The 24,022-nt window shown below is 72.2% G+C and carries 15 protein-coding genes, 1 tRNA gene and 1 other RNA gene; 13 read left to right on the forward strand and 4 right to left on the reverse strand.

Annotated features, from left to right (window positions below; translation table 11 throughout):
• The first annotated feature begins 121 nt into the window (after positions 1 to 121).
• The 6 genes from SY2F82_RS27190 to SY2F82_RS27215 all read left to right on the forward strand — a co-directional run bounded on the left by SY2F82_RS27190 (position 122) and on the right by SY2F82_RS27215 (position 8,873).
• Positions 122 to 2,068, forward strand: coding sequence for a copper resistance protein CopC (locus SY2F82_RS27190; RefSeq protein WP_236041819.1), 1,947 nt, complete (start codon positions 122 to 124; stop codon positions 2,066 to 2,068).
• A 271-nt stretch (positions 2,069 to 2,339) separates the two neighbouring features.
• Positions 2,340 to 3,653 carry an ABC transporter substrate-binding protein gene (locus tag SY2F82_RS27195; RefSeq protein WP_200421766.1) on the forward strand — a complete coding sequence of 438 codons (1,314 nt, stop codon included), beginning with the start codon at positions 2,340 to 2,342 and terminating at the stop codon, positions 3,651 to 3,653.
• A complete protein-coding gene (locus SY2F82_RS27200; RefSeq protein ID WP_200421767.1) occupies positions 3,650 to 4,636 on the forward strand; it encodes a carbohydrate ABC transporter permease in 987 nt (328 codons plus the stop codon). The genes SY2F82_RS27195 and SY2F82_RS27200 overlap by 4 nt, the downstream gene beginning before the upstream one ends.
• On the forward strand, positions 4,633 to 5,526 hold the full coding sequence (locus SY2F82_RS27205; protein WP_200421768.1) for a carbohydrate ABC transporter permease: 894 nt from the start codon (positions 4,633 to 4,635) through the stop codon (positions 5,524 to 5,526). Before SY2F82_RS27200 ends, SY2F82_RS27205 begins: the two co-directional genes overlap by 4 nt.
• A gap of 30 nt (positions 5,527 to 5,556) precedes the next feature.
• Positions 5,557 to 6,870, forward strand: coding sequence for a glycoside hydrolase family 36 protein (locus SY2F82_RS27210; protein WP_200421769.1), 1,314 nt, complete (start codon positions 5,557 to 5,559; stop codon positions 6,868 to 6,870).
• Positions 6,867 to 8,873 (forward strand): beta-galactosidase, encoded by a 2,007-nt coding sequence (locus tag SY2F82_RS27215; protein ID WP_200421770.1) that lies wholly within the window; start codon positions 6,867 to 6,869, stop codon positions 8,871 to 8,873. The genes SY2F82_RS27210 and SY2F82_RS27215 overlap by 4 nt, the downstream gene beginning before the upstream one ends.
• A gap of 106 nt (positions 8,874 to 8,979) precedes the next feature.
• Here the strand turns inward: SY2F82_RS27215 and SY2F82_RS27220 are convergent, their stop codons facing one another.
• The 3 genes from SY2F82_RS27220 to SY2F82_RS27230 all read right to left on the reverse strand — a co-directional run bounded on the left by SY2F82_RS27220 (position 8,980) and on the right by SY2F82_RS27230 (position 12,269).
• Positions 8,980 to 11,046, reverse strand: coding sequence for a SpoIIE family protein phosphatase (locus SY2F82_RS27220; RefSeq protein ID WP_200421771.1), 2,067 nt, complete (start codon positions 11,044 to 11,046; stop codon positions 8,980 to 8,982).
• A gap of 288 nt (positions 11,047 to 11,334) precedes the next feature.
• Positions 11,335 to 11,901 carry a DUF3618 domain-containing protein gene (locus SY2F82_RS27225; protein WP_200421772.1) on the reverse strand — a complete coding sequence of 189 codons (567 nt, stop codon included), beginning with the start codon at positions 11,899 to 11,901 and terminating at the stop codon, positions 11,335 to 11,337.
• Positions 11,898 to 12,269, reverse strand: coding sequence for a phage holin family protein (locus SY2F82_RS27230; protein ID WP_236041828.1), 372 nt, complete (start codon positions 12,267 to 12,269; stop codon positions 11,898 to 11,900). Before SY2F82_RS27230 ends, SY2F82_RS27225 begins: the two co-directional genes overlap by 4 nt.
• Before the next feature lie 355 nt (positions 12,270 to 12,624).
• Here SY2F82_RS27230 and SY2F82_RS39950 point away from each other — a divergent pair, with 355 nt between their 5' ends.
• Both SY2F82_RS39950 and SY2F82_RS39955 read left to right on the forward strand, forming a co-directional pair.
• Positions 12,625 to 13,890 carry a hypothetical protein gene (locus tag SY2F82_RS39950; protein ID WP_374707209.1) on the forward strand — a complete coding sequence of 422 codons (1,266 nt, stop codon included), beginning with the start codon at positions 12,625 to 12,627 and terminating at the stop codon, positions 13,888 to 13,890.
• The gene (locus SY2F82_RS39955; RefSeq protein ID WP_374707210.1) at positions 13,887 to 15,653 is read left to right on the forward strand and encodes a hypothetical protein; all 1,767 of its coding nucleotides are present in this window, start codon (positions 13,887 to 13,889) and stop codon (positions 15,651 to 15,653) included. Before SY2F82_RS39950 ends, SY2F82_RS39955 begins: the two co-directional genes overlap by 4 nt.
• A gap of 159 nt (positions 15,654 to 15,812) precedes the next feature.
• Here the strand turns inward: SY2F82_RS39955 and SY2F82_RS27240 are convergent.
• A tRNA-Ser gene (locus SY2F82_RS27240) sits at positions 15,813 to 15,897 on the reverse strand.
• 75 nt (positions 15,898 to 15,972) lie between these two features.
• Between SY2F82_RS27240 and ffs the strand changes: the two genes are divergently transcribed.
• The 5 genes from ffs to SY2F82_RS27265 all read left to right on the forward strand — a co-directional run bounded on the left by ffs (position 15,973) and on the right by SY2F82_RS27265 (position 23,980).
• Positions 15,973 to 16,063: signal recognition particle sRNA small type (gene ffs, locus SY2F82_RS27245), an RNA gene on the forward strand.
• Positions 16,064 to 16,163: 100 nt separating this feature from the next.
• On the forward strand, positions 16,164 to 18,425 hold the full coding sequence (locus tag SY2F82_RS27250) for a DNA polymerase III subunit gamma and tau (protein ID WP_200421774.1): 2,262 nt from the start codon (positions 16,164 to 16,166) through the stop codon (positions 18,423 to 18,425).
• 114 nt (positions 18,426 to 18,539) lie between these two features.
• Positions 18,540 to 19,796 carry a phosphoribosylamine--glycine ligase gene (purD, locus tag SY2F82_RS27255; protein ID WP_200421775.1) on the forward strand — a complete coding sequence of 419 codons (1,257 nt, stop codon included), beginning with the start codon at positions 18,540 to 18,542 and terminating at the stop codon, positions 19,794 to 19,796.
• 438 nt (positions 19,797 to 20,234) lie between these two features.
• Positions 20,235 to 22,088: a hypothetical protein gene (locus SY2F82_RS27260; protein WP_200421842.1), complete on the forward strand. Its 1,854-nt coding sequence runs from the start codon at positions 20,235 to 20,237 to the stop codon at positions 22,086 to 22,088.
• A 392-nt stretch (positions 22,089 to 22,480) separates the two neighbouring features.
• Positions 22,481 to 23,980: a N,N-dimethylformamidase beta subunit family domain-containing protein gene (locus SY2F82_RS27265; protein WP_200421776.1), complete on the forward strand. Its 1,500-nt coding sequence runs from the start codon at positions 22,481 to 22,483 to the stop codon at positions 23,978 to 23,980.
• Positions 23,981 to 24,022: the final 42 nt, after the last annotated feature.

A 24,022-nucleotide genomic window follows, 5' to 3' on the forward strand; every position in this document is an offset into this window, starting at 1 on the left:
CGACTCGGCCTTCGGCGGCCGGGATCACGCCACCCGCCGATGAGAACAGGGCGCGCCGCGTCCGTACGTAACCGAGACCCGGAACCGGCGATACGGGAGACGTGACGTGGGCGGAGGACATGTGGACGGGGGGAGTCGGGGCGCGGACCGGCACGGGAGGCGGCTGCGGCACCTCGCCCTCGTCCTGCTCGTCGCCCCCCTGCTGCTCCTCACGGGTGCCGGTTCGGCCTCCGCGCACGCCGCGCTGAAGGGCACCGACCCGGCGGACGGCGGTGTGCTGAAGACGGCGCCGGAGGCCGTCACCCTCACCTTCACCGAGTCGGTCGGTCTGCTGGACAACTCCATCCGGGTGTTCGATCCGGAGAACCGCCGGGTGCACACCGGCAAACAGGAACATGCGGACGGTCGCTCGGACACGGCGCGGGTCACGCTGCCGGACCTGAAGCAGGGCACGTACATCGTGGCCTGGCGGGTGGTGTCGGCCGACAGTCATCCGGTCTCCGGTGCGCTCACCTTCTCCGTCGGCAAGCGCTCGGCGACCACGGCCGCCCTGCCGGACGACGAGGTCCAGGACGCCGCCTCCACGGCGCTGTACAACACGGCCCGCTACATCGCCTACGGCGGCCTCGCACTGCTGCTCGGCGCCACCGCGTTCGCGATGGTCACCGGCGTGGCGGCGCCGCGCGGACTGGTCGTGGGCGGCTGGTGGACGCTGCTCGCGGCCACGCTCGCCCTGCTGCTGCTCCGGGGTCCGTACGAGCGCGGCAGCGGCCCGGCGGCGGCCTTCGACCTCACGGTGCTGCGGGAGACGGCGACGAGCCGCCCGGGTCTCGCGCTGCTCGTGCGGGTGGCGCTGCTGGCGGTGGCGGCACCGGTCGCGGCGCGGGCCGGGGTGCTGCGCGCACCGGCCGACGGGCGTGGCACGGCGGGTTCCGGCCGTCTCCGGTTCGCGATCGTGAGCCTTCTGTCGCTCGCGCTGGCCCTGACCTGGGCGGTGGCGGAGCACGCGTCCGCCGGGATCCAGGTGCCGCTCGCGATGACCTCGACCGTGCTGCACCTGCTGGCGATGGCGGTGTGGCTGGGCGGGCTCACGGCCCTGGTGACGGTGGTGCAACGGACGCCCGGGGAACTGCCCGCCCCCGCGGTCGCCCGCTTCTCGCGGCTGGCGTTCGCCGCGGTGGCCGTCCTGGCCGCCACCGGTGCCTACCAGTCATGGCGGGGCCTCGGTTCCCTCGACGCGCTCACCTCGACGCCGTACGGCAGGCTGCTCGTCGCCAAGCTGGCCGGGGTCGTCCTGCTGCTCACGGCGGCGGCCTGCTCCCGCCGCTTCACGGCACGGCTCGCGGTTCCGGCGGCGGAGGTTCCGGCGGCACCGCCGGAGCGGGTGCCGGAGACGGTGGGCGCCGCCTCGGGGGACGCCGACGCCGCCCACGTACGGGATGCCGCGCGCGTGCAGGACGCCTCGCACGCAGGGGGCGTACAGGGCGTACGGGACGCCGTGGACGTGCGGACGGACACGGACACGGACACAGACCCTCGGGACCCACCGGCGGGTCCCGCGCCGGGAGACGGCGCCCGCGCGCCCCACCTCCAGGCCCTGCGCCGCTCCGTGCTCGCCGAGATCTCCCTCGGGCTGGTCGTCCTGGCGCTCACCACCCTGCTCACCGGCACCCAGCCGGGCCGGGCGGCGGAGGAGGCGGCGGCGTCGACGGCCGCCGCCGAACCGCCCCTCGGCTCCGCCACGGTGATCCCCTTCGACGTGGGCACCCCCGGCGGGCACGGCAAGGTGCAGATCGAGCTGACGCCCGGCCGGGTGGGCGAGAACGGTGTCCAGGCGCTGATCTTCGGGCCCGACGGCGGCATCGCGACGGTCCCGGAACTACGGCTCACCTTCACGCTCGAGGGCCGCGACGTCGGCCCGCTCGACGCCAGGCTGACCAACCGGGGCGGCTACTGGGCCACCGACACCCTCAACCTCCCGTTGCCGGGCCGGTGGACGATGAGGGCGACGGTCCGCACGAGCGACATCGACCAGGTCACGGTCTCGAAGACGGTGCGGATCGGCTAGCGGAACCACCGGATCCACCGTGGCCCGTCGATAAGTGCTGTGTGAACCTGTTTACTTTCTTTGCCAGAAGCTGTCCTTGAGGTGGCCCGGTGTAAGCGCTACCGATCAAAGACGTGTCGGTCACGTTTCAAAAACGGCCCCCGGTGGCTCTTGACGTATGAGCGGACATTCGCGTCTTATGACGCCCACGATGTTTGGTCAAGTTGGATTCTGATCGTTTCTGACCCCTCGATCGGAGCCAGCCGGGACCCACTGCCCTCAGGAGCCGTCAATGCATCACTCACCCTCCGGTCTGTCCCTTCCCGGCCCGAGCCGCCGCACCCTGCTGCGCGGGATAGGCGGCGCCGCAGCGCTGAGCGCGGCCGTTCCGCTGCTGAGCGCCTGCGCCGGCAGCAGTGGTTCGGGTGGTGACTCCAAGACCGTCAGCCTGGGCTCCAACTCCTCGGACGCGGTGCCGAAGAAGGCGTTCGCCGACATCTACGCGGCCTTCCAGAAGAAGGAGGGCATCAAGGTCGCGGTGAACACCAAGGACCACAACACGTTCCAGGAGCAGATCAACTCCTACCTGCAGGGCACGCCGGACGACGTGTTCACCTGGTTCGCCGGCTACCGCATGCAGTTCTTCGCGGCCAAGGGTCTCGCCTCCCCGATCGACGACGTGTGGCAGACCATCGGCGGGAACTTCCCCGACGCGATGAAGCAGCTCAGCAAGGGCGAGGACGGCAAGTACTACTTCGTTCCGCTGTACACGTACCCGTGGGCGATCTTCTACCGCAAGAGCGTCTTCCAGCAGCACGGCTACAAGGTCCCCACCACGTGGGACGAACTCGTGGCGCTGTGCAAGCAGATGAAGAAGGACAACCTGGTCCCGATCGCGTTCGGCGACAAGGACGCCTGGCCCGCGATGGGCACCTTCGACCAGATCAACTTCCGCCTCAACGGCTACGACTTCCACAAGTCCCTGATGGCGGGCAAGGAGTCGTGGACCGATGCCAAGGTGAAGGCCGTCTTCGACCACTGGGCCGAGCTGCTGCCCTACCACCAGGACGGCGCCGTGGGCCGCACCTGGCAGGACGCCGCGCAGACCCTGGTGTCCAAGAAGGCGGGCATGTACCTGCTGGGCTCGTTCGTGGCGCAGCAGTTCACCAACAAGGCCGACGTGGACGACCTCGACTTCTTCGCCTTCCCGGAGATCAACTCCGCGTACGGCCAGGACACCGTCGAGGCGCCGACCGACGGGTTCATGCTCAGCAAGAGCCCGAAGAACCACGCGGGTGCCGTGAAGCTGCTCGAGTACCTGGGCACCCCGGAGGCCGAGGCGATCTACCTCAAGTCCGACCCGAGCGTGGTGGCCGCCTCCAGCAAGGCCGACACCTCCTCGTACACGGCGCTGCAGAAGAAGGCGTACACGATGATCTCGGGCGCCAAGAACCTGACGCAGTTCATGGACCGCGACAGCCGCCCGGACTTCACCTCCACGGTGATGCAGCCCGCGCTGCAGAACTTCGTCCGTAACCCCAAGGGCGTGGACAGCATCCTGTCGTCCATCGAGCGCCAGAAGAAGACGATCTTCGCGTCCTCATGAGCACCGAAACCGGTATCCAGAACCCGGAGGCGGCCGCCGTGCCGCCTCCGGGCGGCGCGCCCGCCCAGAAGAAGAAGCGCGCCCCGCAGGGACACAACCGCCTGCTCACCCGCCGCGACCGCGTCACCCTGGGTCTGATGGCGGGCGTTCCCACGATCCTGCACGTCGCACTGGTGTGGGTCACGGCGCTCGCCTCGATCGCACTGGCCTTCACCACCTGGGACGGCATCGGGTTCGACTCGATCAAGTGGGTCGGGCTGCAGAACTTCAAGCAGCTGTTCACCGACAACCCGCAGTTCTGGCCGGCCGTCGAGCACAACATCATCTGGTTCGTCGTGCTCATCCTGATCCCGACCCCGTTCGGGCTCTTCCTGGCCGTGCAACTGGACAAGAAGATCCGCTTCACCCGCATCTACCAGACGGCGTTCTTCCTGCCGGTCGTGGTGTCGCTGGCGGTCACCGGGTTCGTCTGGCAGCTCGTCTACAACCCCGACACCGGCCTGATCAACAGCCTCGTCGGGGCCAACAAGCCCGGCCACTACATCGACTGGATCGGCAACCCGCACCTCAACCTGTGGGCCGTCCTGGTCGCCGCTTCATGGCGGCACACCGGCTACATGATGATCCTCTACCTGGCCGGTCTGAAGGGCGTCGACCCGTCCCTGCGGGAGGCCTCCGCGCTCGACGGCGCGAACGAGTGGCAGACGTTCAAGAACGTCATCTTCCCCACCCTGCGGCCCACCAACACCGTCGTCCTGGTCGTCACCATCATCGAGGCCCTGCGCGCCTTCGACCTGGTGTTCGTCTTCAACAAGGGCGCTCAGGGCACCGAGCTGCTGTCGATCCTGATCACCAACAACATCATCGGCGAGTCCAGCCGGATCGGATACGGCTCCGCGATCGCCGTCGTCCTGCTGGTCATCTCCCTCGCGGTCATCATCCCGTACCTGATCGCGACCTTCCGGAAGGAGCGGCGCGCATGAGCACCCCCACCGTCGCGCTCGTCGCCAAGCAGCGCACCCCCCTCCGCCCGGCCCGGGTCCTGCTGCACGCGTTCCTCGTCGTCACCTCGCTCGCCTGGCTCGGACCGCTGCTGTGGGCGGTCTTCGCGGCCCTGCGGCCGTACTCGGAGACCAGCACCAAGGGCTACGTCTCCTGGCCGGACAAGCTGAGCTTCGACAACTTCACGAACGCGTTCGAGCAGTCCGACATGATGCACTACTTCGGCAACACGCTGATCATTGCGGTCCCGGCCGTGCTGCTGACGCTGCTGCTGTCGTCGATGGTCGCGTTCTACGTCAGCCGCTTCGACTTCCGTTTCAACATCGCCCTGCTGCTGGTCTTCACGGCGGGCAACCTGCTGCCGCAGCAGGTCATCATCACCCCGCTGTACCGCATGTACCTGCTGATCGACCTGCCGGGCATCACGGTCAGCGGCAAGCTGTACGACTCCGCGCTGGGTCTGGTCCTCATCCACGTGGCGTTCCAGTCCGGCTTCTGCGCCTTCGTGCTGAGCAACTACATGCGGATGCTGCCGCACGAGCTGACCGAGGCCGCGCTGGTCGACGGCGCGTCGGTGTGGCGGATGTACTGGCAGATCGTTCTGCCGCTGTGCAAGCCCGCGATGGCGGCCCTGGCGACGTTGCTGTCCATCTGGATCTACAACGACTTCTTCTGGGCCATCGTGCTGATCTCCACCGGCGACAACATGCCGATCACCTCGGCGCTGAACAACCTGTCCGGGCAGTACTTCACCGACCCCAACCTGGTCGCCGCCGGCGCCCTGCTCACCGCGATCCCCACGCTGATCGTGTACTTCGTGCTCCAGCGCCAGTTCGTCAGCGGCCTGACCCTGGGCGCCAACAAGGGCTGACCGACCCTTTTTTCCGAGAAGAGACGCACTGTGCACCACCCCTTCACGCCGCTCGCCTCCGTGCCCGTGGACCTCGCCCGGGCGCGGGTCCACGAGGAGGGCTGGCAGTCCTGGAGCCCGAGCGGCGCCTACGCCCTCGGTGAGAAGCCGCACCGCCCGGCGAACGACAACTGGGCGACCGTCTGCTACCGCCCCGGCCGCACCGTCCCCGCAGACGCCTTCCAGGGCGAGGGGCTGCTGGCGCTCGACCCGGGCGACGGCACGCCGGTCAGGCTGTGGGCGGCGACCGTCCCGTACCGCGCCGTGCCCTCCATCCGGCTGGAGGTGCACGGCGACCGCGCCGAGGTGAGCGCGGACGGGCCGGTGCAGGAGCTGACCGGCCCGGACGTCCAGTCCGTCCTCGCCGAGTGGGCCGACGGTCTCGGCGTGGCGCCGCCGCGCCCCGCGCCGACCGTGTGGTGCTCCTGGTACGAGTACTTCACCGAGGTCACCGAGGACGACATCCACGAGAACCTGCGGGCGATGGACACCCTGGACCTGCCCGTCGACGTGGTCCAGATCGACGACGGCTACCAGAGCGCCCTCGGTGACTGGCTCACCCTCTCCGGCCGCTTCCGCTCCCGTGCCGGCATCGCCGACACGATCCGGGCGCGCGGCCGCAGGGCCGGCATCTGGACGGCGCCGTTCCTGGTCGCCCCGGACAGCGAGCCGGCCACGGCCCACCCCGACTGGCTGGTCCGGGACACCGAGGGTGCGCCCGTGCACGCGGGCCACAACTGGGGCCACGACCTGTACGCCCTGGACACCACCCACCCGGCTGCGGCGGCGTACCTGACGCACGTCTTCGCCACCCTGCGCAGCGAGGGCTACGACTACTTCAAGGTCGACTTCCTCTACGCGGGCGCCCTGGACGGCGTACGGCACTCCGGTGCCGACCCGCTGACGGGGTACCGGGCGGGGATCACCCTGATCCGTGACGCCATCGGCCCGGACGCCTACCTGCTGGGCTGCGGCGCGCCGATCCTGCCGTCCATCGGCCTGTTCGACGCGATGCGGGTCAGCCCCGACACCGCCCCGCACCGCCGCCCGGAGGCGGACGACTTCAGCCAGCCCGGGCAGGACTCCGCCGAGTTCACCGGCCGGGCACGCCAGTGGCAGCACGGCCGCCTCTGGATCAACGACCCCGACTGCCTGATGGCGCGTCCGGCCGTGGAGACCCGCGAACGCTGGGCCGCCCATGTCGAGGCCACCGGGGGCCTGATGGCCTCCAGCGACCGTCTGCTGTCCCTGGACGCGTGGGGCGTGGCCACGACCCGCCGTCTCCTCACGAGGGGCGCCCGATGAAGCGCAGCTTGTCCCTGCCCGGCATCGCCTACGGCGGCGACTACAACCCCGAGCAGTGGCCCGAGGAGGTCTGGGCCGAGGACATGCGCCTGATGCGCGAGGCCGGGGTCACGATGGTCAGCGTCGGCATCTTCTCCTGGGCGCTGCTGGAGCCCGTCGAGGGCGTGTACGACTTCTCACGCATGGACCGGATCCTCGACCTGCTGCACGAGAACGGCATCGCCGCCGACCTCGCCACGCCCACCGCGGCCCCGCCGGCCTGGTTCTTCCGGGCCCATCCCGAGGCGCTGCCCGTCGACCGCGACGGCCGCACCCTGTCCTACGGCAGCCGGCAGACCTTCTGCCCGTCCAGTCCCGCCTATCGGACGGCGGCCCTGCGCATCGCGGGCAAGCTGGCCGAGCGGTACGCCGACCACCCGGCCGTCGCGATGTGGCACGTCCACAACGAGTACGGCTGCCACAACGCCGAGTGCCACTGCGACACGAGCGCGGCGTCCTTCCGGGGCTGGCTGCGCGCCAAGTACGGCGACGACCTCGCGGCGCTCAACGACGCCTGGGGCACCGCCTTCTGGAGCCAGTGGTACTACGACTGGGAGGAGATCCTGCCCCCGCGCGCGACGGGCGCCGTCCCCAACCCGGCCCACCAGCTGGACTGGCGCCGCTTCTGCTCCGACGAGCTGCTGGCGCTGTACACGGCGGAGCGGGACGTGCTCAGCGCGGCGGCCCCCTCGATCCCGGCCACCACCAACTTCATGGTGAACTTCAGCTTCGATGCGCTGGACTACTGGCGCTGGGTCCCGGAGCTGGACGTCGTCTCGAACGACCACTACCTCCGCTCGACGGACCCCGAGTCGCACATCGACATCGCGCTGAGCGGTGACCTGATGCGCTCGTTGGCGCGCGGGCCCTGGTTCCTGATGGAGCACTCCACCGGAGCCGTGAACTGGCAGCCCGTCAACCGCGCCAAGGGCCCGGGCGAGCTGCGCCGCAACGCCCTCGCGCACGTCGCCCACGGCGCCGACGGCATCGCCTACTTCCAGTGGCGGGCCTCCAAGGCGGGCGCCGAGCAGTGGCACTCGGCGATGCTGCCGCACGCGGGGACGGACAGCCAGATATGGCGGGACGTGGTCCGCCTGGGCGCGGACCTGAAGGCGCTCGCGGAGGTGCGCGGCAGCACCGGCACCGCCGAGGTCGCGATCGTCTGGGACTACAACGCCCGCTGGGCCCTGGAACTCCCCTCCCAGCCCAGCGCCGAAGTCCGCTTCGAGGAGCTGGTCCGCGCCTGGTACGAGCCGCTGTGGCGCGCGGGCGTCGCCGTCGACTTCGTCCGCCCCGACGCGGACCTGTCGCCGTACCGCCTGGTCCTGGCGCCCAGCCTCTACCTGGTCGACGACGCGGGCGCGGCGAACCTCACCGGGTTCGCGGAGCGCGGCGGAACCCTCGCGGTGGGCTTCCACAGCGGGGCGGTGGACGAGAACTGCCATGTCCGGCTGGGCGGTTACCCCGGGGCCTTCCGTGAGGCGCTGGGCGTCAGGTCGGACGAGCTGTTCCCGCTGCTGCCGGACGAGTCGGTGCCGCTGAGCGGCGGCGGGACGGCGACCCTGTGGTCGGAGCGGCTGCGCCTGGAGGGCGCCGAGGCCGTGTCGTCGTACGAGGAGGGCCCCCTGAAGGGCGTGCCCGCGGTGACGCGCCACGCGCACGGCGAGGGCACCGCCTGGTACCTGGCGACCCGGCCCGACCCGGACACCCTCGGCTCCCTGCTGACCCGCATCCGCACCGAGGCGGGCGTGGAGCCGGTGCGGACCGCCCCGGAGGGCGTGGAGGTCGTCCGGCGGCGGGGTCCGTCCGCGGACTACCTGTTCGTCATCGACCACACGGGCCGCGGCGCGCGGGTGACCGTCGCCGAGGACGCCGTGGAGCTGCTGACGGGCAAGCCGGCGCCCGGCTCGGTGACGGTGGAACCGGGCGAGGTGGCGGTCGTGCGGGAGCCCCGGCGACCGTGACGCGACCGGTGAAGGGGCCCCGGCCGACCTGACCTCAGCCGGGGCCCTTTTCCATGCCTCTTCCGGTTGGGCGGACCCCCTCGACCGTTCGGCCGGTCCGCGTGCCCTACTGGGCGCGGGCGACGAGGAGCGCGACGTCGTCGTGGTCGTCGGGGTGGCGCAGGCCGTGCAGCAGGAGGTCGCAGGTCTCCTCCAGGGGCCGCTGGGGCTGGTCGAGGAGGGCGAGCAGCATGTCCAGACGGTCGTCGATGGAGTGGTGGCGGGTCTCCACCAGGCCGTCCGTGTACAGGACCAGCAGGTCACCGGGGTCCAGGTCGGTGGTGGCGGTCTCGAAGGGGATGCCGCCGACGCCGAGCGGGGCCCCGCTGGGCAGGTTCAGCAACGCCGGGGCACGGCCGGCGCGGGCCAGCGCGGGCGGCAGGTGTCCCGCGTTGGCGATACGGCACAGCTTCAGGTGGGGGTCGTACACCGCGTACAGGCAGGTGACGATGTAGTGCTCCAGATCGCAGGTGATCTTGTCGAGGTGCTGGAGCACGACCTCGGGGGCGAGGTCGAGGTCCGCGTAGGCGCAGGTCGCGGTGCGCAGCCGGCCCATGGTGGCGGCGGCGTCGATGCCGTTGCCCATGACGTCGCCGACGACCAGCGCCGTCTTGTCGCCGGTCAGCGGGATGACGTCGTACCAGTCCCCGCCGACCTCGCTGGTGGTCTGGGCGGGCTGGTAGCGGGTGGCGAGGTCCAGGCCGGTGTGGTGCGGGGCGTGGTCGGGCAGCAGGCTGCGCTGGAGGGTGAGGGCGGTGTTGCGGACGCTCTGGTACCAGCGGGCGTTGTCCATGGCCACGGCGGCCCGTCCGGCCAGCTCGGTGGCCAGGATGACGTCGTCCTCGTCGAACGGCAGCGGGTTGCGGGTGCGCTTGAGGTCGAGCGCGCCGAGCACCTCGCCGCGCGCGATCAGCGGCACCGCGAGGTAGGAGTGGACCCCGGCGCGCGCCAGCAGCGTGGTGCCCTCGGGGTCGCGGGCGATGCGCCGCAGATCGTGCTCGCCCACGTGGCGCACCAGGACCGGCCGGCCGGTGTGCACGCACAGGGTGACCAGCCGGTCGCCGTCGTAGGCGGCGAGGTCGCCGGGGGAGTCGGCGGCGCGCAGCGCCACGGTCGCATGGGCCGCCTTGAGGGCCAGGGCGCGGAACAGCTCCGGACCGCTGTCCAGTTTGCCGGTGCGGCGGAAGGCGAGGGCCGAGTCGAGGATGTCCACGGCGACCACGTCGGCCAGCTCGGGCGCGGCGACCTCGGCCAGCTCGCGGGCGGTCTGCTCCACCTCCAGGGTGTTGCCCACGCGGGCCGAGGCGTCGGCGATGAGGGCGAGGCGCCGCCGGGCCCGGTCCGCCTCGGTGGCCGCGCGGTGCCGCTCGGTGACGTCGACGACCGAGGTGGCGGCTCCGAGCACGCGCCCGCCGGGGTCCTCCAGGCGGTAGAAGGAGAGGGACCAGGCATGGTCGTGCTCGGGGTCGGCGGGGGTGCGGCCCACGTGGTACTGGTCCAGGAGGGGGGTGCCGGTGGCCAGCACCTGGTGCAGGGCGGACTCGACGGTGTCGACGTCGGCGAAGGGCGCGGTCTCCCGCAGATGCCGGCCGATGTGCTCCTCGGCGGGAATGCCGTCGATGCGCTCCAGGGCGGGGTTCACCAGGAGGTAGCACAGGTCGGGGTCCATCAGGGCGAGGCCGATCGGGGACTGGTTGACCAGCCGCTCGCACAGCGCCAGGTCGGTCTCCAGACGCTGGAGGATGGTGTGGTCGGCCGCGATCCCCAGGGCGTAGATCTCCCCGCGGTCGTTCCACAGCCGCATGTTGCGGAACTCCATCATCCGGGTGTCGCCGTCCTTGTGCCGGACGGGGAAGGCACCGGCCCAGCTCCGGCCGGTCTCCATCACCTCGCTGAAGAGGCTCAGCACGGTCTGGAAGTGCTCCGGGTCGACCAGCAGCCGCGCCGCGAACTGCCCGAGCGCCTCCTGCGGGGTGTAGCCGAACAATTCCTGGGCCTGCGGGCTCCAGAACACGATGCGCCCGCTCTCGTCCAGCACCACCGCCGCGACACTGAGCACGTCCAGCAGGCCGGTCCGCCGGGGGTGCCCGGGGCCGGACTCGTCGCCGTCCACCTTGAAGGGCTCGGCTGACATCGGGACCTCCCTCCGCCTGCCGGCGCGGCATGGCGCCCTGTACCGCCGTCGATCCACGCCTGAATCAGGCTTCCGGTATCTCCATGCTGCCCCTGGGCGGGTGACCTGGACAGCCGGGGAAGCCGGGCGCAGCCGCAGCCGGGAACCGCGTAGGGCGGCGCTTCGGGGCGCGGGGTCGTGTTCCTGCCGCCCGGCCCCGACCGCCACGCGGCGCGCGACGCATCCGCGCCCCACCGGTGACGACAGGGCCTGGACGGCCCGGCTCCCCCGTGGGCCGACCGCGGGCCATCACGAGCGGGCGCCCCCGCCACGGCCTGCGCGGCGCCGGGCCAGCCACAGCGTCACGGCGCCCGCGGCGGCCACCAGCAGCACGGTGCGCTTGTCCCGTGCCGCGCGGGCGCCCTGGGCCGCCTTCTGCCGCAACGGCTCGGGCGCCCTCTCCTCCCACACCCGCCCGGCCTGTGACGCCTGCGCGCGGGCCTCGCCGACAGCACGGGCGGCCTTGTCCCTGACCGTGTCGGGCAGCTTGTCCTGCACCTGATGCGCGACACCGGCGGCCTTGGCCTTCAGCTCGGTGGCCTTCGCCGCGGCCTGCTCCTTCACCTCGGCCGCCTTGACCACGGCCTGCTCCTTCACCTCGGCCGCCTTCACTGCGGCCTGCTCCTTCACCTCGGCCGCCTTCGCCGCGGCCTGCTCCTTCACCTCTGCCGCCTTCTCCTGGGCGCGGGCCTTGACATCGGTCCTGGCCACCAGCGCCTCCACCGTCTGCCCCAGCTCCTCCCGGCTGTGCTCGAGCTGTACGCGCAATTCCTCCGTGCCCTGGGTGGTCCGCTCGTCGTGAGTCGGCTTGGTCATCGGTGCGCACTCTCCTTGATCTCGGCCAGGTCGGCCTTCACGTTCTCGATCGTCTGCTCGGGTGTGGGCGGCGAGGCCCGGCCGACCTGCTTCTTCCCGGTCACGGCCAGGACCGCAGTGATGACGCCCAGCGCCGTGGTGACGATCAGGGCGGCGGCCCACACCGGCAGCGGCACCGCCAGGGCCGCGATGACCGTGGCCACCAGGGCCTGCAGGGTGAGCAGGCCGACGACTCCGGCGCCGCCGAACAGCCCGCCGCCCTTGCCGTAGCGCCTGCCCTTCTCCTTCATCTCCGCCTGCGCCAGCCTCAGTTCGCCACGCACCAACTCCGTCAACTGCTGCGAGGCCCGCTGCACCAGCTCACTCACCGGCTCCTGACCGGAGCGGTTCACGCTGTGGTCGCGTCCGGCGTAGTGCGGCTGCGTGCTCGTCACGGAGATCACCACCCATCCGTATCGGTTCCTGTGATCGGCCGGTGCCCTGGCGCCCCGACCGTCCGGTGTGCGCGAGTACCCCGCTCAGCCCGTTTCAGGGCGCCCAACTCAGCCACTCCGACGAGCTGTCGCCCCCCTCGCGCCACCTCGGCGCCGACGAACCGTGCCCGCCTCCCCCCTCCTCGACGGCCGTGGCCGGCCGGCGATCCGCGGCGCGTCCCCCGGCGGGTGCCGCATGGGCACTCGGCTCCCCCCGGAGCTGCACGCCGCGGGCCTGGCCCCGGCGTCCGTGGCGATCGACGCGCTGTGGGTGATCGGCCTGGTGCTGCTGAACCGGGCCGGGCACGGTCTGCCGTGGCGCGAGGGCGGCGACGCCCCCGACAGCCGGCCCGAACCGCGTGGCCACTCCAGGGCCAAGAAGGAGAAGGCGGCCGGCGACCGCGGCGTGAGCACCGCACGTGCCACGCTCGTGTTCTCCGTCTCTGCCCTGGCGACCCTGGTGGCCGGTGTGGTCATCGAACGCAGCGGCGAGGAGTTCTTCGCTCGGCAGGGACTGAGCGGCGCGCTGTTCGGCGCCACCGTGCCGGCCGTGGCCACCGCCCTGCCCGAGATCAGCACCGGCCTGGCCTCCACCCAGCTCGGCGACTACCGGCTCGCCGGCAGCGACATTTTCGGCGGGAACGCCTTCCTGCCCGTCCTGTTCCTGCTCGCGGGCCTCATATCGGGCAAGCCCGCACTGCCGGCGGCGCACCACACGGACGTCTATCTCACCGCGCTCGGCATCATCCTCACCGTCGTCTGCATGGCGGGCCTGGTCTTCCGGCCTCGCCGTCGGTACGCCCGGATGGGCGTCGACAGCGTCACGGCGGTGATCGTCTACGCCGCCGGTATCGCCGGACTGGCGACCATCTCCGGCTGGGGGCGGACTCCGCACGTTTTCGGGAAGCCGATGAACGGCGAGCACCCGGCTCTGATCAAGGATTTACCATCGCCTGATTGTTTCTGGACGAACCGCCCGGATAGCGTCCCGCCAGCGGCCTCCCTCACTCACCGGACCGCGGGCCAGTGGGCCGGAAGACTTCTGCGAGTGTTTCCGGTCCGTCAACTCGCCTGTGCGAGCGTGCGGGAACCGGCGAGGGCGGGGACAGGGAAGCAGTGTTGCCTGACAAACAGTCAGAAACCCGGAAATCCAGAAACCCGGAACCCCCCGGAGCGCGGTCGTACCGACGCAGCTCTCCCGTCCGACGGTCACGGTCGGACCAGCCCAGACCAGTCCCTTTCATCGGCACGACACAGAAGGGCACTTCCTTGCGCTCAAGCGCCGAACACGCGACACCGGAGCAGCCGGGCAGCAGACGCAGACGCCGGGCGGGCTCCGTCGCGGCCGCTGTGCTGTCCGCCGCCGCGCTCCTGGCCGGCGGACCGCTCACGGCGACCGCGTCCGCGGCCTCGGCCACCGCGGCGGCCCACGTCAAGCACCTGTGCGCCCACGCCACCAAGCCGGGTCACATGGCGTGCCTCGCCGAGGCAAGGACCGACATCGTCCAGCACATGACGCTCAGCCCGAACGCCACACCGTCCGGCTACGGCCCCTCGGACCTGCAGAGCGCCTACAACCTGCCGTCCTCCACCGCCGGTTCGGGCCGGACCGTGGCGATCGTCGACGCCATGGACGACCCCACCGCCGAGTCGGACCTCGCCACCTACCGATCCCAGTACGGCCTTCCCCCCTGCACCACCGCGAACGGCTGCTTCCGCAAGGTCGACCAGACCGGCGGCACCGCCTACCCGAGTGCGGACGCCGGATGGGCCGGTGAGATATCCCTCGACCTCGACATGGTCAGCGCCGTCTGTCCCCAGTGCCACATCCTGCTCGTCGAGGCGAACTCCCCCAGCGTGTCCGACCTCGGCACGGCCGAGAACGAGGCCGTCGCCCTCGGCGCGAAGTACGTCTCCAACTCCTTCGGCGGCACCGAGGACCCGAGCCAGACCACCGCGGACGTCCAGTACTTCAACCACCCCGGCGTCGCCATCACGGTCAGCGCCGGTGACGGCGGCTACGGCGCCGAGTACCCGGCCAGTTCCCCGTACGTCACGGCGGTCGGCGGCACCTCGCTCGTCCGCGCGAGCACCTCCCGGGGCTGGAGCGAGTCGGTCTGGTCCACCGACAGCGCCGACGGCACGGGGTCCGGATGCTCCGCGGTCGAGGCCAAGCCTTCCTGGCAGTCGGACACCGGCTGCTCCCGTCGCAGCGTCGCGGACGTCTCGGCGGTCGCCGACCCGGCCACCGGCGTCGCCGTCTACGACACCTACGGGGCCTCCGGCTGGGACGTCTACGGCGGCACCAGCGCATCCTCGCCCATCGTCGCGGCCACCTACGCCCTCGCGGGCACCCCGACCGCGAACAGCTACCCCTCCTCGTACCTCTACGGCCACGCGGCGGCGCTGAACGACGTCACCACGGGGTCCAACGGCACCTGCTCACCCGCCTATCTGTGCACCGCGGGATCCGGCTACGACGGCCCCACGGGCCTCGGCACCCCCAACGGCACCGCCGCCTTCGCCGGGGGACCGAACTCCGTCAACGCGCTGCAGCCCGGACAGAAGCTGACCTCCGGCCAGCGGCTGAGCAGCGCGAACGTGACGCTGTCCATGGGCGGCGACGGCAACCTGGTCGCCTACCTCAAGACGGGAGCGGCGGGCAACGGCCCGGCGATCTGGTCCAGCCACACCTCGGGCCACTCGGGTGCGTACGCCTACATGCAGAGCGACGGCAACCTGGTCGTCTACACCGCCGGCGGCAGCGCCCTGTGGTCCACCCACACCTACGGCCACTCCGGCGCCTACCTCCTGCTTCAGGACGACGGCAACCTCGTGGTGTACGGCGCCGGCGGCGGCCCCGGCACCGGCGGGTCGCTCTGGGCGGACGGCACCTACCTGCGCTCGACGACGATCAAGTCGGGCCAGAAGCTCAACAGCGGCTGGTGGACCCAGACCCGGTACACCCGCCTGGTGGTGCAGTCGGACGGCAACGTCGTGATGTACCGCACGCGCGACGGCAAGGCCATCTGGTCCACCGGCACCTACGGTCACGCGGGCGCCTACATGTACATGCAGAGCGACGGCAACCTGGTCGTCTACACGAGCGGCGGCGGCCCCAGCACCGGCGGCGCCCTGTGGTCCACCCACACCTACGGCCACTCCGGCGCCTACGCCCTCATGCAGAGCGACGGCAACTTCGTCGTCTACAAGAGCGGCGGCGGCCCCGGCGCGGGCGGCGCCCTGTGGGCCAGCAACACCTACAAGTCGGTCCCCTGACCTTCCCCACCACCGGCTGCCCCGCCCGACGAAGGGGCGGGGCAGCCGCGTCCACCCTGCGAACCCAGGGACGGGGAAGACCCCGACCGGCGCGGAACACGACGAAGGCCCCGACCGGCGAACCGGTCGGGGCCTTCGTCATGCCCTGGCGGGCGAGTGCGGAGGATACGAGATTCGAACTCGTGAGGGGTTGCCCCCAACACGCTTTCCAAGCGTGCGCCCTAGGCCTCTAGGCGAATCCTCCGCCGGAAACATTACATGACGCCGGGGAGTGCTAGCGAACTCGTTCGGGCCCCGGCGATCGGGTAGGCTGGGGCTCAGCCCCTCACGCGGCGCTATCTGACTGAACTCCCCCAGGGCCGGAAGGCAGCAAGGGTAGGTTGGCTCTGGCGGGTGCGTGGGGGGTCTTTCGCGTCCGGGGCCGGTGCCCAGGGGCGGGCGCCGGGGGCTGTGGCCGGGCTGTGACTCGGGCCGGGCGCTTTGTCAGTGGGCGCCTATAACCTCGTAAGCGTGTCGTCTCTCGCGCTGTACCGCCGCTATCGCCCGGAGTCCTTCGCCGAGGTCATCGGGCAAGAGCATGTCACCGACCCGCTGCAGCAGGCGCTGCGGAACAACCGGGTCAATCACGCGTACCTGTTCAGCGGGCCGCGCGGATGCGGCAAGACGACCAGCGCGCGGATCCTGGCCCGCTGTCTGAACTGTGAGCAAGGTCCCACGCCGACACCGTGCGGCGAGTGCCAGTCCTGCCGCGACCTGGCGAGGAACGGACCGGGGTCGATCGACGTCATCGAGATCGACGCGGCCAGCCACGGTGGTGTGGACGACGCCCGCGACCTGCGGGAGAAGGCCTTCTTCGGGCCCGCGAGCAGCCGGTACAAGATCTACATCATCGACGAGGCCCACATGGTCACGTCGGCCGGATTCAACGCGCTGCTCAAGGTCGTCGAGGAGCCGCCCGAGCACCTCAAGTTCATCTTCGCGACCACCGAGCCCGAGAAGGTCATCGGGACCATCCGGTCGCGTACGCACCACTACCCGTTCCGGCTCGTGCCGCCGGGGACGCTGCGGGACTATCTCGCCGAGGTGTGCGAGAAGGAGAAGATCCCCGTCGAGGACGGGGTTCTGCCGCTGGTCGTGCGGGCGGGCGCCGGGTCCGTGCGTGACTCCATGTCCGTCATGGACCAGCTGCTCGCGGGCGCGGGCCCCGACGGTGTGACGTACGCCATGGCCACGTCGCTGCTCGGGTACACGGACGGCTCGCTCCTCGACTCCGTCGTCGAGGCCTTCGCCACCGGCGACGGGGCCGCCGCCTTCGAGGTCGTCGACCGCGTGATCGAGGGGGGCAACGACCCCCGTCGGTTCGTCGCCGACCTGCTGGAGCGGCTGCGGGACCTCGTCATCCTCGCCGCCGTGCCCGACGCCGCCGAGAAGGGGCTGATCGACGCCCCGGCCGACGTGCTGGAGCGCATGCAGGCCCAGGCGGGCGTCTTCGGCCCGGCCGAGCTGAGCCGCGCCGCCGACATCGTCAACGAGGGGCTGACCGAGATGCGCGGGGCCACCTCGCCCCGTCTGCAGCTCGAGCTGATCTGCGCACGGGTGCTGCTGCCCGCCGCATACGGGGACGAGCGTTCCGTCATGGTCCGCCTGGACCGCCTGGAGCGCGGCGTCAACTTCTCCGGCGGCGCCGCGGCCCCCGCCATGGGGTATGTACCCGGTCCCGAGGTGCACGGCGGGGCGAGCGCGGGGGCGACGTCCGTTCCTGCCGTGCCGCCCGGCGGTGGTCCGGCCGCGGCCCGGGCGGCGGTGCGGGCCCAGGGCCCAGGCGCAGGTGCTGGTACGGGTGCGGGCAGTGCGTCGGGGCCGGGTGCGTACGACGGTGCGGCGGCGCCCGCTCCGGCACCGCCTGCACCGATGGCACCGTCGGCACCGCCCGCCGAGGCGCCGCCGACGGCTCCCGCTCCCGCTCAGCCAGGGCCTCAGGCCGCTCCTGCTTCCGCCGGTCCCGGCGCCTGGCCCACCGCTGCCGCGGCGGGCAGCGGCCGACGGCCCGGCGGGTGGCCCACGGCGGCGCCCGCGGGCGGAGGGCAGGCCCCGGCCGCGCCGACGCGACCGGCGGCGTCCGCAGCCGCGCCGGCACCGGCGGCCTCCGCTCCCGCACCGGCCGCCGCACCGGCTCCCGGCGGGCTCGACCCCCGCGCGCTGTGGCCGAACATCCTGGAGGCGGTGAAGAACCGCCGCCGCTTCACCTGGATCCTGCTCAGCCAGAACGCGCAGGTCGCGGGATTCGACGGGACGACGCTGCAGGTCGGCTTCGTGAACGCCGGAGCCCGGGACAACTTCCTCAGCAGCGGCAGCGAGGACGTGCTGCGGCAGGCGCTGGGCGAGCAGTTCAACGTGCAGTGGAAGATCGAGGCGATCGTCGACCCCTCGGGCGGCTCGGCACCGCCGGCCACCTCCGGCTTCGGCGGCGGCGGTTATCCGTCCGGCGGGGGCGGTGGCTATGGCTCGGGCGCCCCGTCGGCGCCCCGTCCCGCACCGCAGCAGCCGGCCCCGGCGGCGCGTCCGGCTGCGCCCGCGACCCCGGCCCCGGCCCCGCCGGCGCCCGCCCCCGCACCGACCGCGCCCCCCGCACCGGAGCGCCACGTGGTCGCCCCCGAGGACGACATGCCGGAGGACGACGACCCCGACCTCGACGAGTCGGCCCTCTCCGGCCACGAACTGATCGTCAGAGAGCTCGGGGCCACGGTGGTCGAGGAGTTCTCGAACGAGTAGGGGGTGCGGGAGCACGGAGAGCGGTGGCTCCTGGGAGGAACCCACAAAACCGTGTCCCGCCCCTCTTCGGCGGCCCCCACAAGGTCACTCGCCTGCGCCCGTTAGGCTGACCCCGTGAAGGTCCTCGTCATCGGTAGCGGCGCCCGCGAACACGCCCTGTGCCGTTCCCTCTCCCTCGACCCCGACGTCACCGAACTGCACTGCGCCCCCGGCAACGCGGGTATCGCCGAGGTGGCCCGCTTGCACCAGGTCGACGCCCTGGACGGACAGGCCGTGGCCGCGCTGGCCGGCGAGCTCGGCGCCGGGCTGGTCGTCGTCGGCCCGGAGGCGCCGCTCGTCGCAGGGGTCGCCGACGCCGTGCGCGAGGCCGGGATCCCCGTCTTCGGCCCCTCCGGGGAAGCCGCGCAGCTCGAGGGCTCCAAGGCCTTCGCCAAGGACGTGATGGCGGCCGCGGGTGTCCCCACCGCACGGTCGTACGTCTGCACGAACGCCGAGGAGGTCGAGGAGGCGCTCGACGCCTTCGGCGCCCCGTACGTCGTGAAGGACGACGGCCTCGCCGCCGGCAAGGGCGTCGTCGTCACCGCCGACCTCGAGGCCGCCAAGGCCCATGCGGCCGCCTGCGACCGTGTCGTCATCGAGGAGTTCCTCGACGGTCCCGAGGTGTCCCTGTTCGCGATCACCGACGGCGAGACGGTCGTCCCGCTCCAGCCCGCCCAGGACTTCAAGCGCGCCCTGGACGGCGACGAGGGGCCGAACACCGGCGGCATGGGCGCGTACTCGCCACTGCCGTGGGCCGACCCGAAGCTGGTCGAGGAGGTGCTGCAGACGGTTCTGCAGCCGACCGTCGACGAGATGCGCCGCCGCGGCACGCCGTTCTCCGGGCTGCTGTACGCGGGGCTCGCGATCACCTCGCGCGGCGTACGGGTCATCGAGTTCAACGCCCGCTTCGGCGACCCCGAGACCCAGGTCGTCCTCGCCCGGCTGAAGACCCCGCTCGCCGGTGTGCTGCTGGCCGCCGCGAACGGCACCCTCGCCGACCTCCCGCCGCTGCGCTGGAGCGACGACGCGGCCGTCACCGTGGTCGTCGCCTCCCACAACTACCCGGGCACCCCGCGCACCGGCGACCCGATCACCGGGCTCGACGAGGTGGCGGCCCAGGACGCCCCGCACGCCTACGTGCTGCACGCCGGCACCCGGCGCGAGGGCGACGCGGTGGTGAGCGCGGGCGGCCGCGTGCTGTCCGTCACGGCGACCGGCGCGGACCTCACCGAGGCGCGCCGTCGGGCGTACGCGGCGGTGGGGCGCATCGGACTCGAGGGCTCCCAGCACCGCACGGACATCGCGGCGAAGGCCGCGGGCACCGGCATCTGACAGGCCGGCGTCCGACCTCGGCGCGTCCGCGCCGTGGTGACGCCGGGCGATGAACCCCGTGGGCCCCGGATCCGTCTCAGGATGCGGGGCCCGTGTCATGCGGTGGTGTCCATGCGGTGGTGTCGCGCGGAGGCTCGGCGCCGACCGGGCGGAATCCTGGCCTGGCCGTCGCCCTGCGTCAGCCACCTTTCCCCAAAGCCATTCCATCGAGTGAGCGGTGTCCCGTCCGGCTGACGACGGCCGGAGCCCCAACTAGGGTGCGGCGCAAGAGTTCCGGCACTTGGCCCACCGGCATTGCGATGTCAGTGGCGGGTGCCACAGTGGGGGAGTGAGCAACGCACGGGCATCCGGCGGCGACTTCCGTGACGCAGACCGTCACGGCACAGGTCGTTCCGGGCAGAGGCGGGTCGGAGGGGGTGACGTCAGGTCGTGACCGGTATGGGTGTGGAGGCGGGCGCGCAGGCCGCGCGCTCACGGGCCCTGGCCGTGCTGCGGATCCGCAGCCGGGCGCTGGCCGTCGCCCTGCTGCCCGCGGCCGTCGCCGTCGTGCTCCTCGTCGGCGGCGCCACGGGTCACCTCGTCGGAGCGCGCTGGGGGATCGCCCGCTGGATCGTGACCTGCATCGCCGTGGTGGTCCTGCTCTGCGCCGCCGGTATCGCCCTCGTGATCGCCCGCGCCCGCCCGGCCATGAGCCCGACGGTCCCGATTGCGGAGGACACGGCACCCGATCTCTACCGGATGGTCAGAGACCTGGCCGACCGCCTCGACGTGCCCGCGCCGTCCGCCATAGCGCTCACTCCGGACTGTGACAGCTGGCTGGAGGACCGCACCCACCCCGCCCACGGACCGCCGTGTCCGCCGCCCGGGGAGGAGATATCCGGCGCCCGCGGCATACGGGGCCTGTCGGCCCCCCGGCAGCACCGCGCCGCGACCGCGCCCGTGCTCGTCATCGGCTCGCCGTTCCTGTGGTGGATGCGGGTGGGCGAGCTGCGCGCGGTCCTCGCCCCGGTCGTCGCCGGTACGGGACCGTCGGCGCACCCTGACATAGCGGCGGCTCGCCGCTTCGTCCGCGGGCTGGACGCCGCGGTGGCGGTGACGTCGGCGCCGGCGCACGGGCCCGTGATCCGTACGGTGCTTGCGGGCGTCGGCTGGGTGGCGCGACTGCTGTTGCGCAGCTGCCGCGGGCATGCGGAGGAGATGGAACGGGGAGTGGCCGCGGCCGCGGCCGAGCGTGCACAGGCTGTGGACTACGGGGTGCGGATCGTCGCGCAGGAGCAGGTGGGGCTGGCGTACGCGGGCTGGGACCGGCTGCTGACCCGGGTCGCGCTGCCGGCCTGGCGGATGGGCCGCTGGCCCTCGCGCCTGGACGCGGGCGTGGTCGCGGCGCTCACGGAGCTGTCGCGCCGGGACCGGCTGGCCGAGGGCTTCACCTCGCGGCTGGGTGAGCGGCCGGCCTGTGACCTGCTCGAGGAGCCCGGCCTGGTGGACGAGGCCGCGTCCCTGCTCGCGGCCCGCCTCTTCCACGGAGGACCGGCCGAGTCCGGCCCCGAATGGGCGCCGGTGGACTGGCAGGAGTACCCGGACGAGGTCGTCGACCGCAAGTGGCGCACGGACGCGGCCCGCCTGCACCGTGTCCTGGACGCCCTGGGCGTCCGTCACGCCCACCGCGACACGGCCCCCGACGCCGGCGGACCGACGCTGGAGCGGGTCCTGGAGTACCTGACGGTCCGCCCGGCCGTCGGCGCGAGCGGCACGCCGACGGGTGAGGGTGGGAACGCGAGCGGCACGGCCACGGGTGAGAGCGGGTCCGACGGCATACGTCTCCCGGGCGAGGACGGCGCCGGGGACGAAACCGCCGACGTTCCCGACGACGACGCGGTCGCCGGCGTGCGGACCGCCGCGCTCGTCGCCGGGCTCAGCGCCGAGATGGCGCGGGAGGAGGCGGCCGGGGCGGTACCCGGCGGCGCCGGGGGACAGGGACCGGGGCCCGACCGTGCGGTGTGGGACGCCGCCGGGATGCTGCCGCTGTTCCCGCTGCAGCCGCCCCGCACCGGCCGCGAACTGCTGGTCGACCACGTCGCCGCGGTGGTGTGCTGCGCCGCGATGGACACGGCGGGAGCGGCACCGGGCCTCGACTGGCTGGACGGTCCCTCCCTCCTGGTGAGGGGCGAACGCGCGGCCGACCTCTCCCCCCGGGTCCGCACGCTCGTCGAGGAGGGCGACCCCACCCCGCTGCGCACCTGGCTCCGCAACCTCGGCGTACGCCCCGAGAAACCGGTGCGCCTGGTCTGACGACCACTCCCGCTGTCCGAGGAACAGGATGGCGCCCGGTCTGGCGACCGCTCCGCCTGAGCCGACGACCGCTCCGCCTGAGCCCACGACCACTTCGGCTGGTCCGAGGACGGGATCCGCCCGTCTGACGACCGTTCCGCCTGATCCGACGACCAGCCCCCGGTCTGACGACCGCTCCGCGTGGCCCGGAACCGCGCCGGCCCCCGCCGACCTGGGGAAACGCCACCCGCCCCGTTCCGCAAGCCCGACCCCTGGCCGCAGAATCCCATTCCGTTCACGTCAATTCGCGACGAACGGTGACGGAGTGGGTGCGTTATGTGATGTGCTGGGTACCGATCGCGTACTCGGTAAGGGCTTACGACGGCTCACGGGGGACGAGGGAGGGGACACGCATGGGGTCGGAACACATCCGCCGGTGGGAGTCGGGTGCTCTCGCGCACGCCGTGACGGATCCTTTCGGCCAGGGTCCCGTTCCCTGGCTGAGGGGCAGTGAGACGTACTTCGACGACACGGGCCACGTGGTCCCCTGGTACGTGGACCCGGCCCCGGCCCACGTCCCCGCCCAGGGCCAGAAAGGGGCTCGGATCCCGGCCCCCCGCACCAGCGGCCCCCGCTCCGCGGACGACGTCCACCGCCAGATCAAGGGCTTCACCTCGACCGGCGCCGTCGCCCCGGGCGAGGCCCTGGACTTCCACATCACCGTCGACCCGCCCCAGGAGTTCGCCGTCGACGTGTACCGGATCGGGCACTACAACGGCGACGGAGCGGCCAAGATCACCACGAGCCCCCGTCTCTCGGGCATCGTCCAGCCGGCACCGCTCACCGCGGACCGCACGGTCTCCTGCCATCACTGGTGGCTGTCCTGGCGGCTGCAGATCCCTTCGTACTGGAGTGTCGGCGCCTATGTCGCCGTGCTGACCACCGCCGACGGCTACCGCTCCCACGTCCCGTTCACCGTCCGCGACTCCCGTCCGGCCGATCTGCTCCTGCTGCTCCCGGACATCACCTGGCAGGCGTACAACCTCTACCCGGAGGACGGCCGCACCGGCGCCAGCCTCTACCACGCCTGGGACGACGGCGGCCGGCTGCTCGGCGAGGCCGACGCCGCCACCACGGTCTCCTTCGACCGCCCGTACGCCGGCGCGGGCCTGCCCCTGCACGTCGGTCACGCGTACGACTTCATCCGCTGGGCCGAGCGGTACAGCTACGACCTCGCCTACGCCGACGCCCGCGATCTGCACGCCGGCCGCGTCGACCCCACGCGCTACCGCGGTCTCGTCTTCCCCGGCCACGACGAGTACTGGTCGGCACAGATGCGCCGCACCGTGGAGCTCGCCCGCGAGCACGGCACCTCGCTGGTCTTCCTCTCCGCCAACACCATGTACTGGCAGGTGGAACTCGGCCCGTCCCCGTCCGGCGTCCCCGACCGCCTGCTCACCTGCCGCAAGCGGCGCGGCCCCGGAAAGCCGGTTCTGTGGCGGGAAATCGACCGTGCGGAGCAGGAGCTCATCGGCATCCAGTACGCGGGCCGGGTGCCCGAGCCCCACCCTCTCGTGGTCCGCAACGCCGACCACTGGCTGTGGGAGGGGACCGGCGCCGAGGAGGGCGACAAGCTGGACGGGATGGTCGCCGGGGAGGCGGACCGTTACTTCCCGCGCGCCCCGCTGCCCGACCACGAGGGTCGCATCCTGCTCGCCCACTCCCCGTACCGAGACGGCGAGGGCGTCCCGCGTCACCAGGAGACCTCCCTCTACCGTGCCCCTTCCGGCGCCCTGGTCTTCGCGTCCGGAACGTTCGCGTGGTCCCCGGCGCTGGACCGCCCCGGCCACGTCGATCCTCGTGTCCAGCAGGCGACAGCAAACCTCCTGGACCGCATCTGCAAACGGGACTGAACGCACCGTTCCCCGGCCCCGCGGACCGGCTCGCTCCCGTCA

It is taken from the genome of Streptomyces sp. Y2F8-2, from assembly GCF_014905555.1.
In the GTDB taxonomy this organism is placed as follows: domain Bacteria; phylum Actinomycetota; class Actinomycetes; order Streptomycetales; family Streptomycetaceae; genus Streptomyces; species Streptomyces cynarae.

Coding starts and splice junctions, on each gene's coding strand:
- SY2F82_RS27195 (WP_200421766.1), top strand. CDS start 2,340: ATGCATCACTCACCCTCCGGTCTGTCCCTTCCCGGCCCGAGCCGCCGC.
- SY2F82_RS27200 (WP_200421767.1), top strand. CDS start 3,650: ATGAGCACCGAAACCGGTATCCAGAACCCGGAGGCGGCCGCCGTGCCG.
- SY2F82_RS27205 (WP_200421768.1), top strand. CDS start 4,633: ATGAGCACCCCCACCGTCGCGCTCGTCGCCAAGCAGCGCACCCCCCTC.
- SY2F82_RS27215 (WP_200421770.1), top strand. CDS start 6,867: ATGAAGCGCAGCTTGTCCCTGCCCGGCATCGCCTACGGCGGCGACTAC.
- SY2F82_RS27220 (WP_200421771.1), bottom strand. CDS start 11,046: ATGTCAGCCGAGCCCTTCAAGGTGGACGGCGACGAGTCCGGCCCCGGG.
- SY2F82_RS27225 (WP_200421772.1), bottom strand. CDS start 11,901: ATGACCAAGCCGACTCACGACGAGCGGACCACCCAGGGCACGGAGGAA.
- SY2F82_RS39955 (WP_374707210.1), top strand. CDS start 13,887: ATGACGCTCAGCCCGAACGCCACACCGTCCGGCTACGGCCCCTCGGAC.
- SY2F82_RS27260 (WP_200421842.1), top strand. CDS start 20,235: ATGGGTGTGGAGGCGGGCGCGCAGGCCGCGCGCTCACGGGCCCTGGCC.
- SY2F82_RS27265 (WP_200421776.1), top strand. CDS start 22,481: ATGGGGTCGGAACACATCCGCCGGTGGGAGTCGGGTGCTCTCGCGCAC.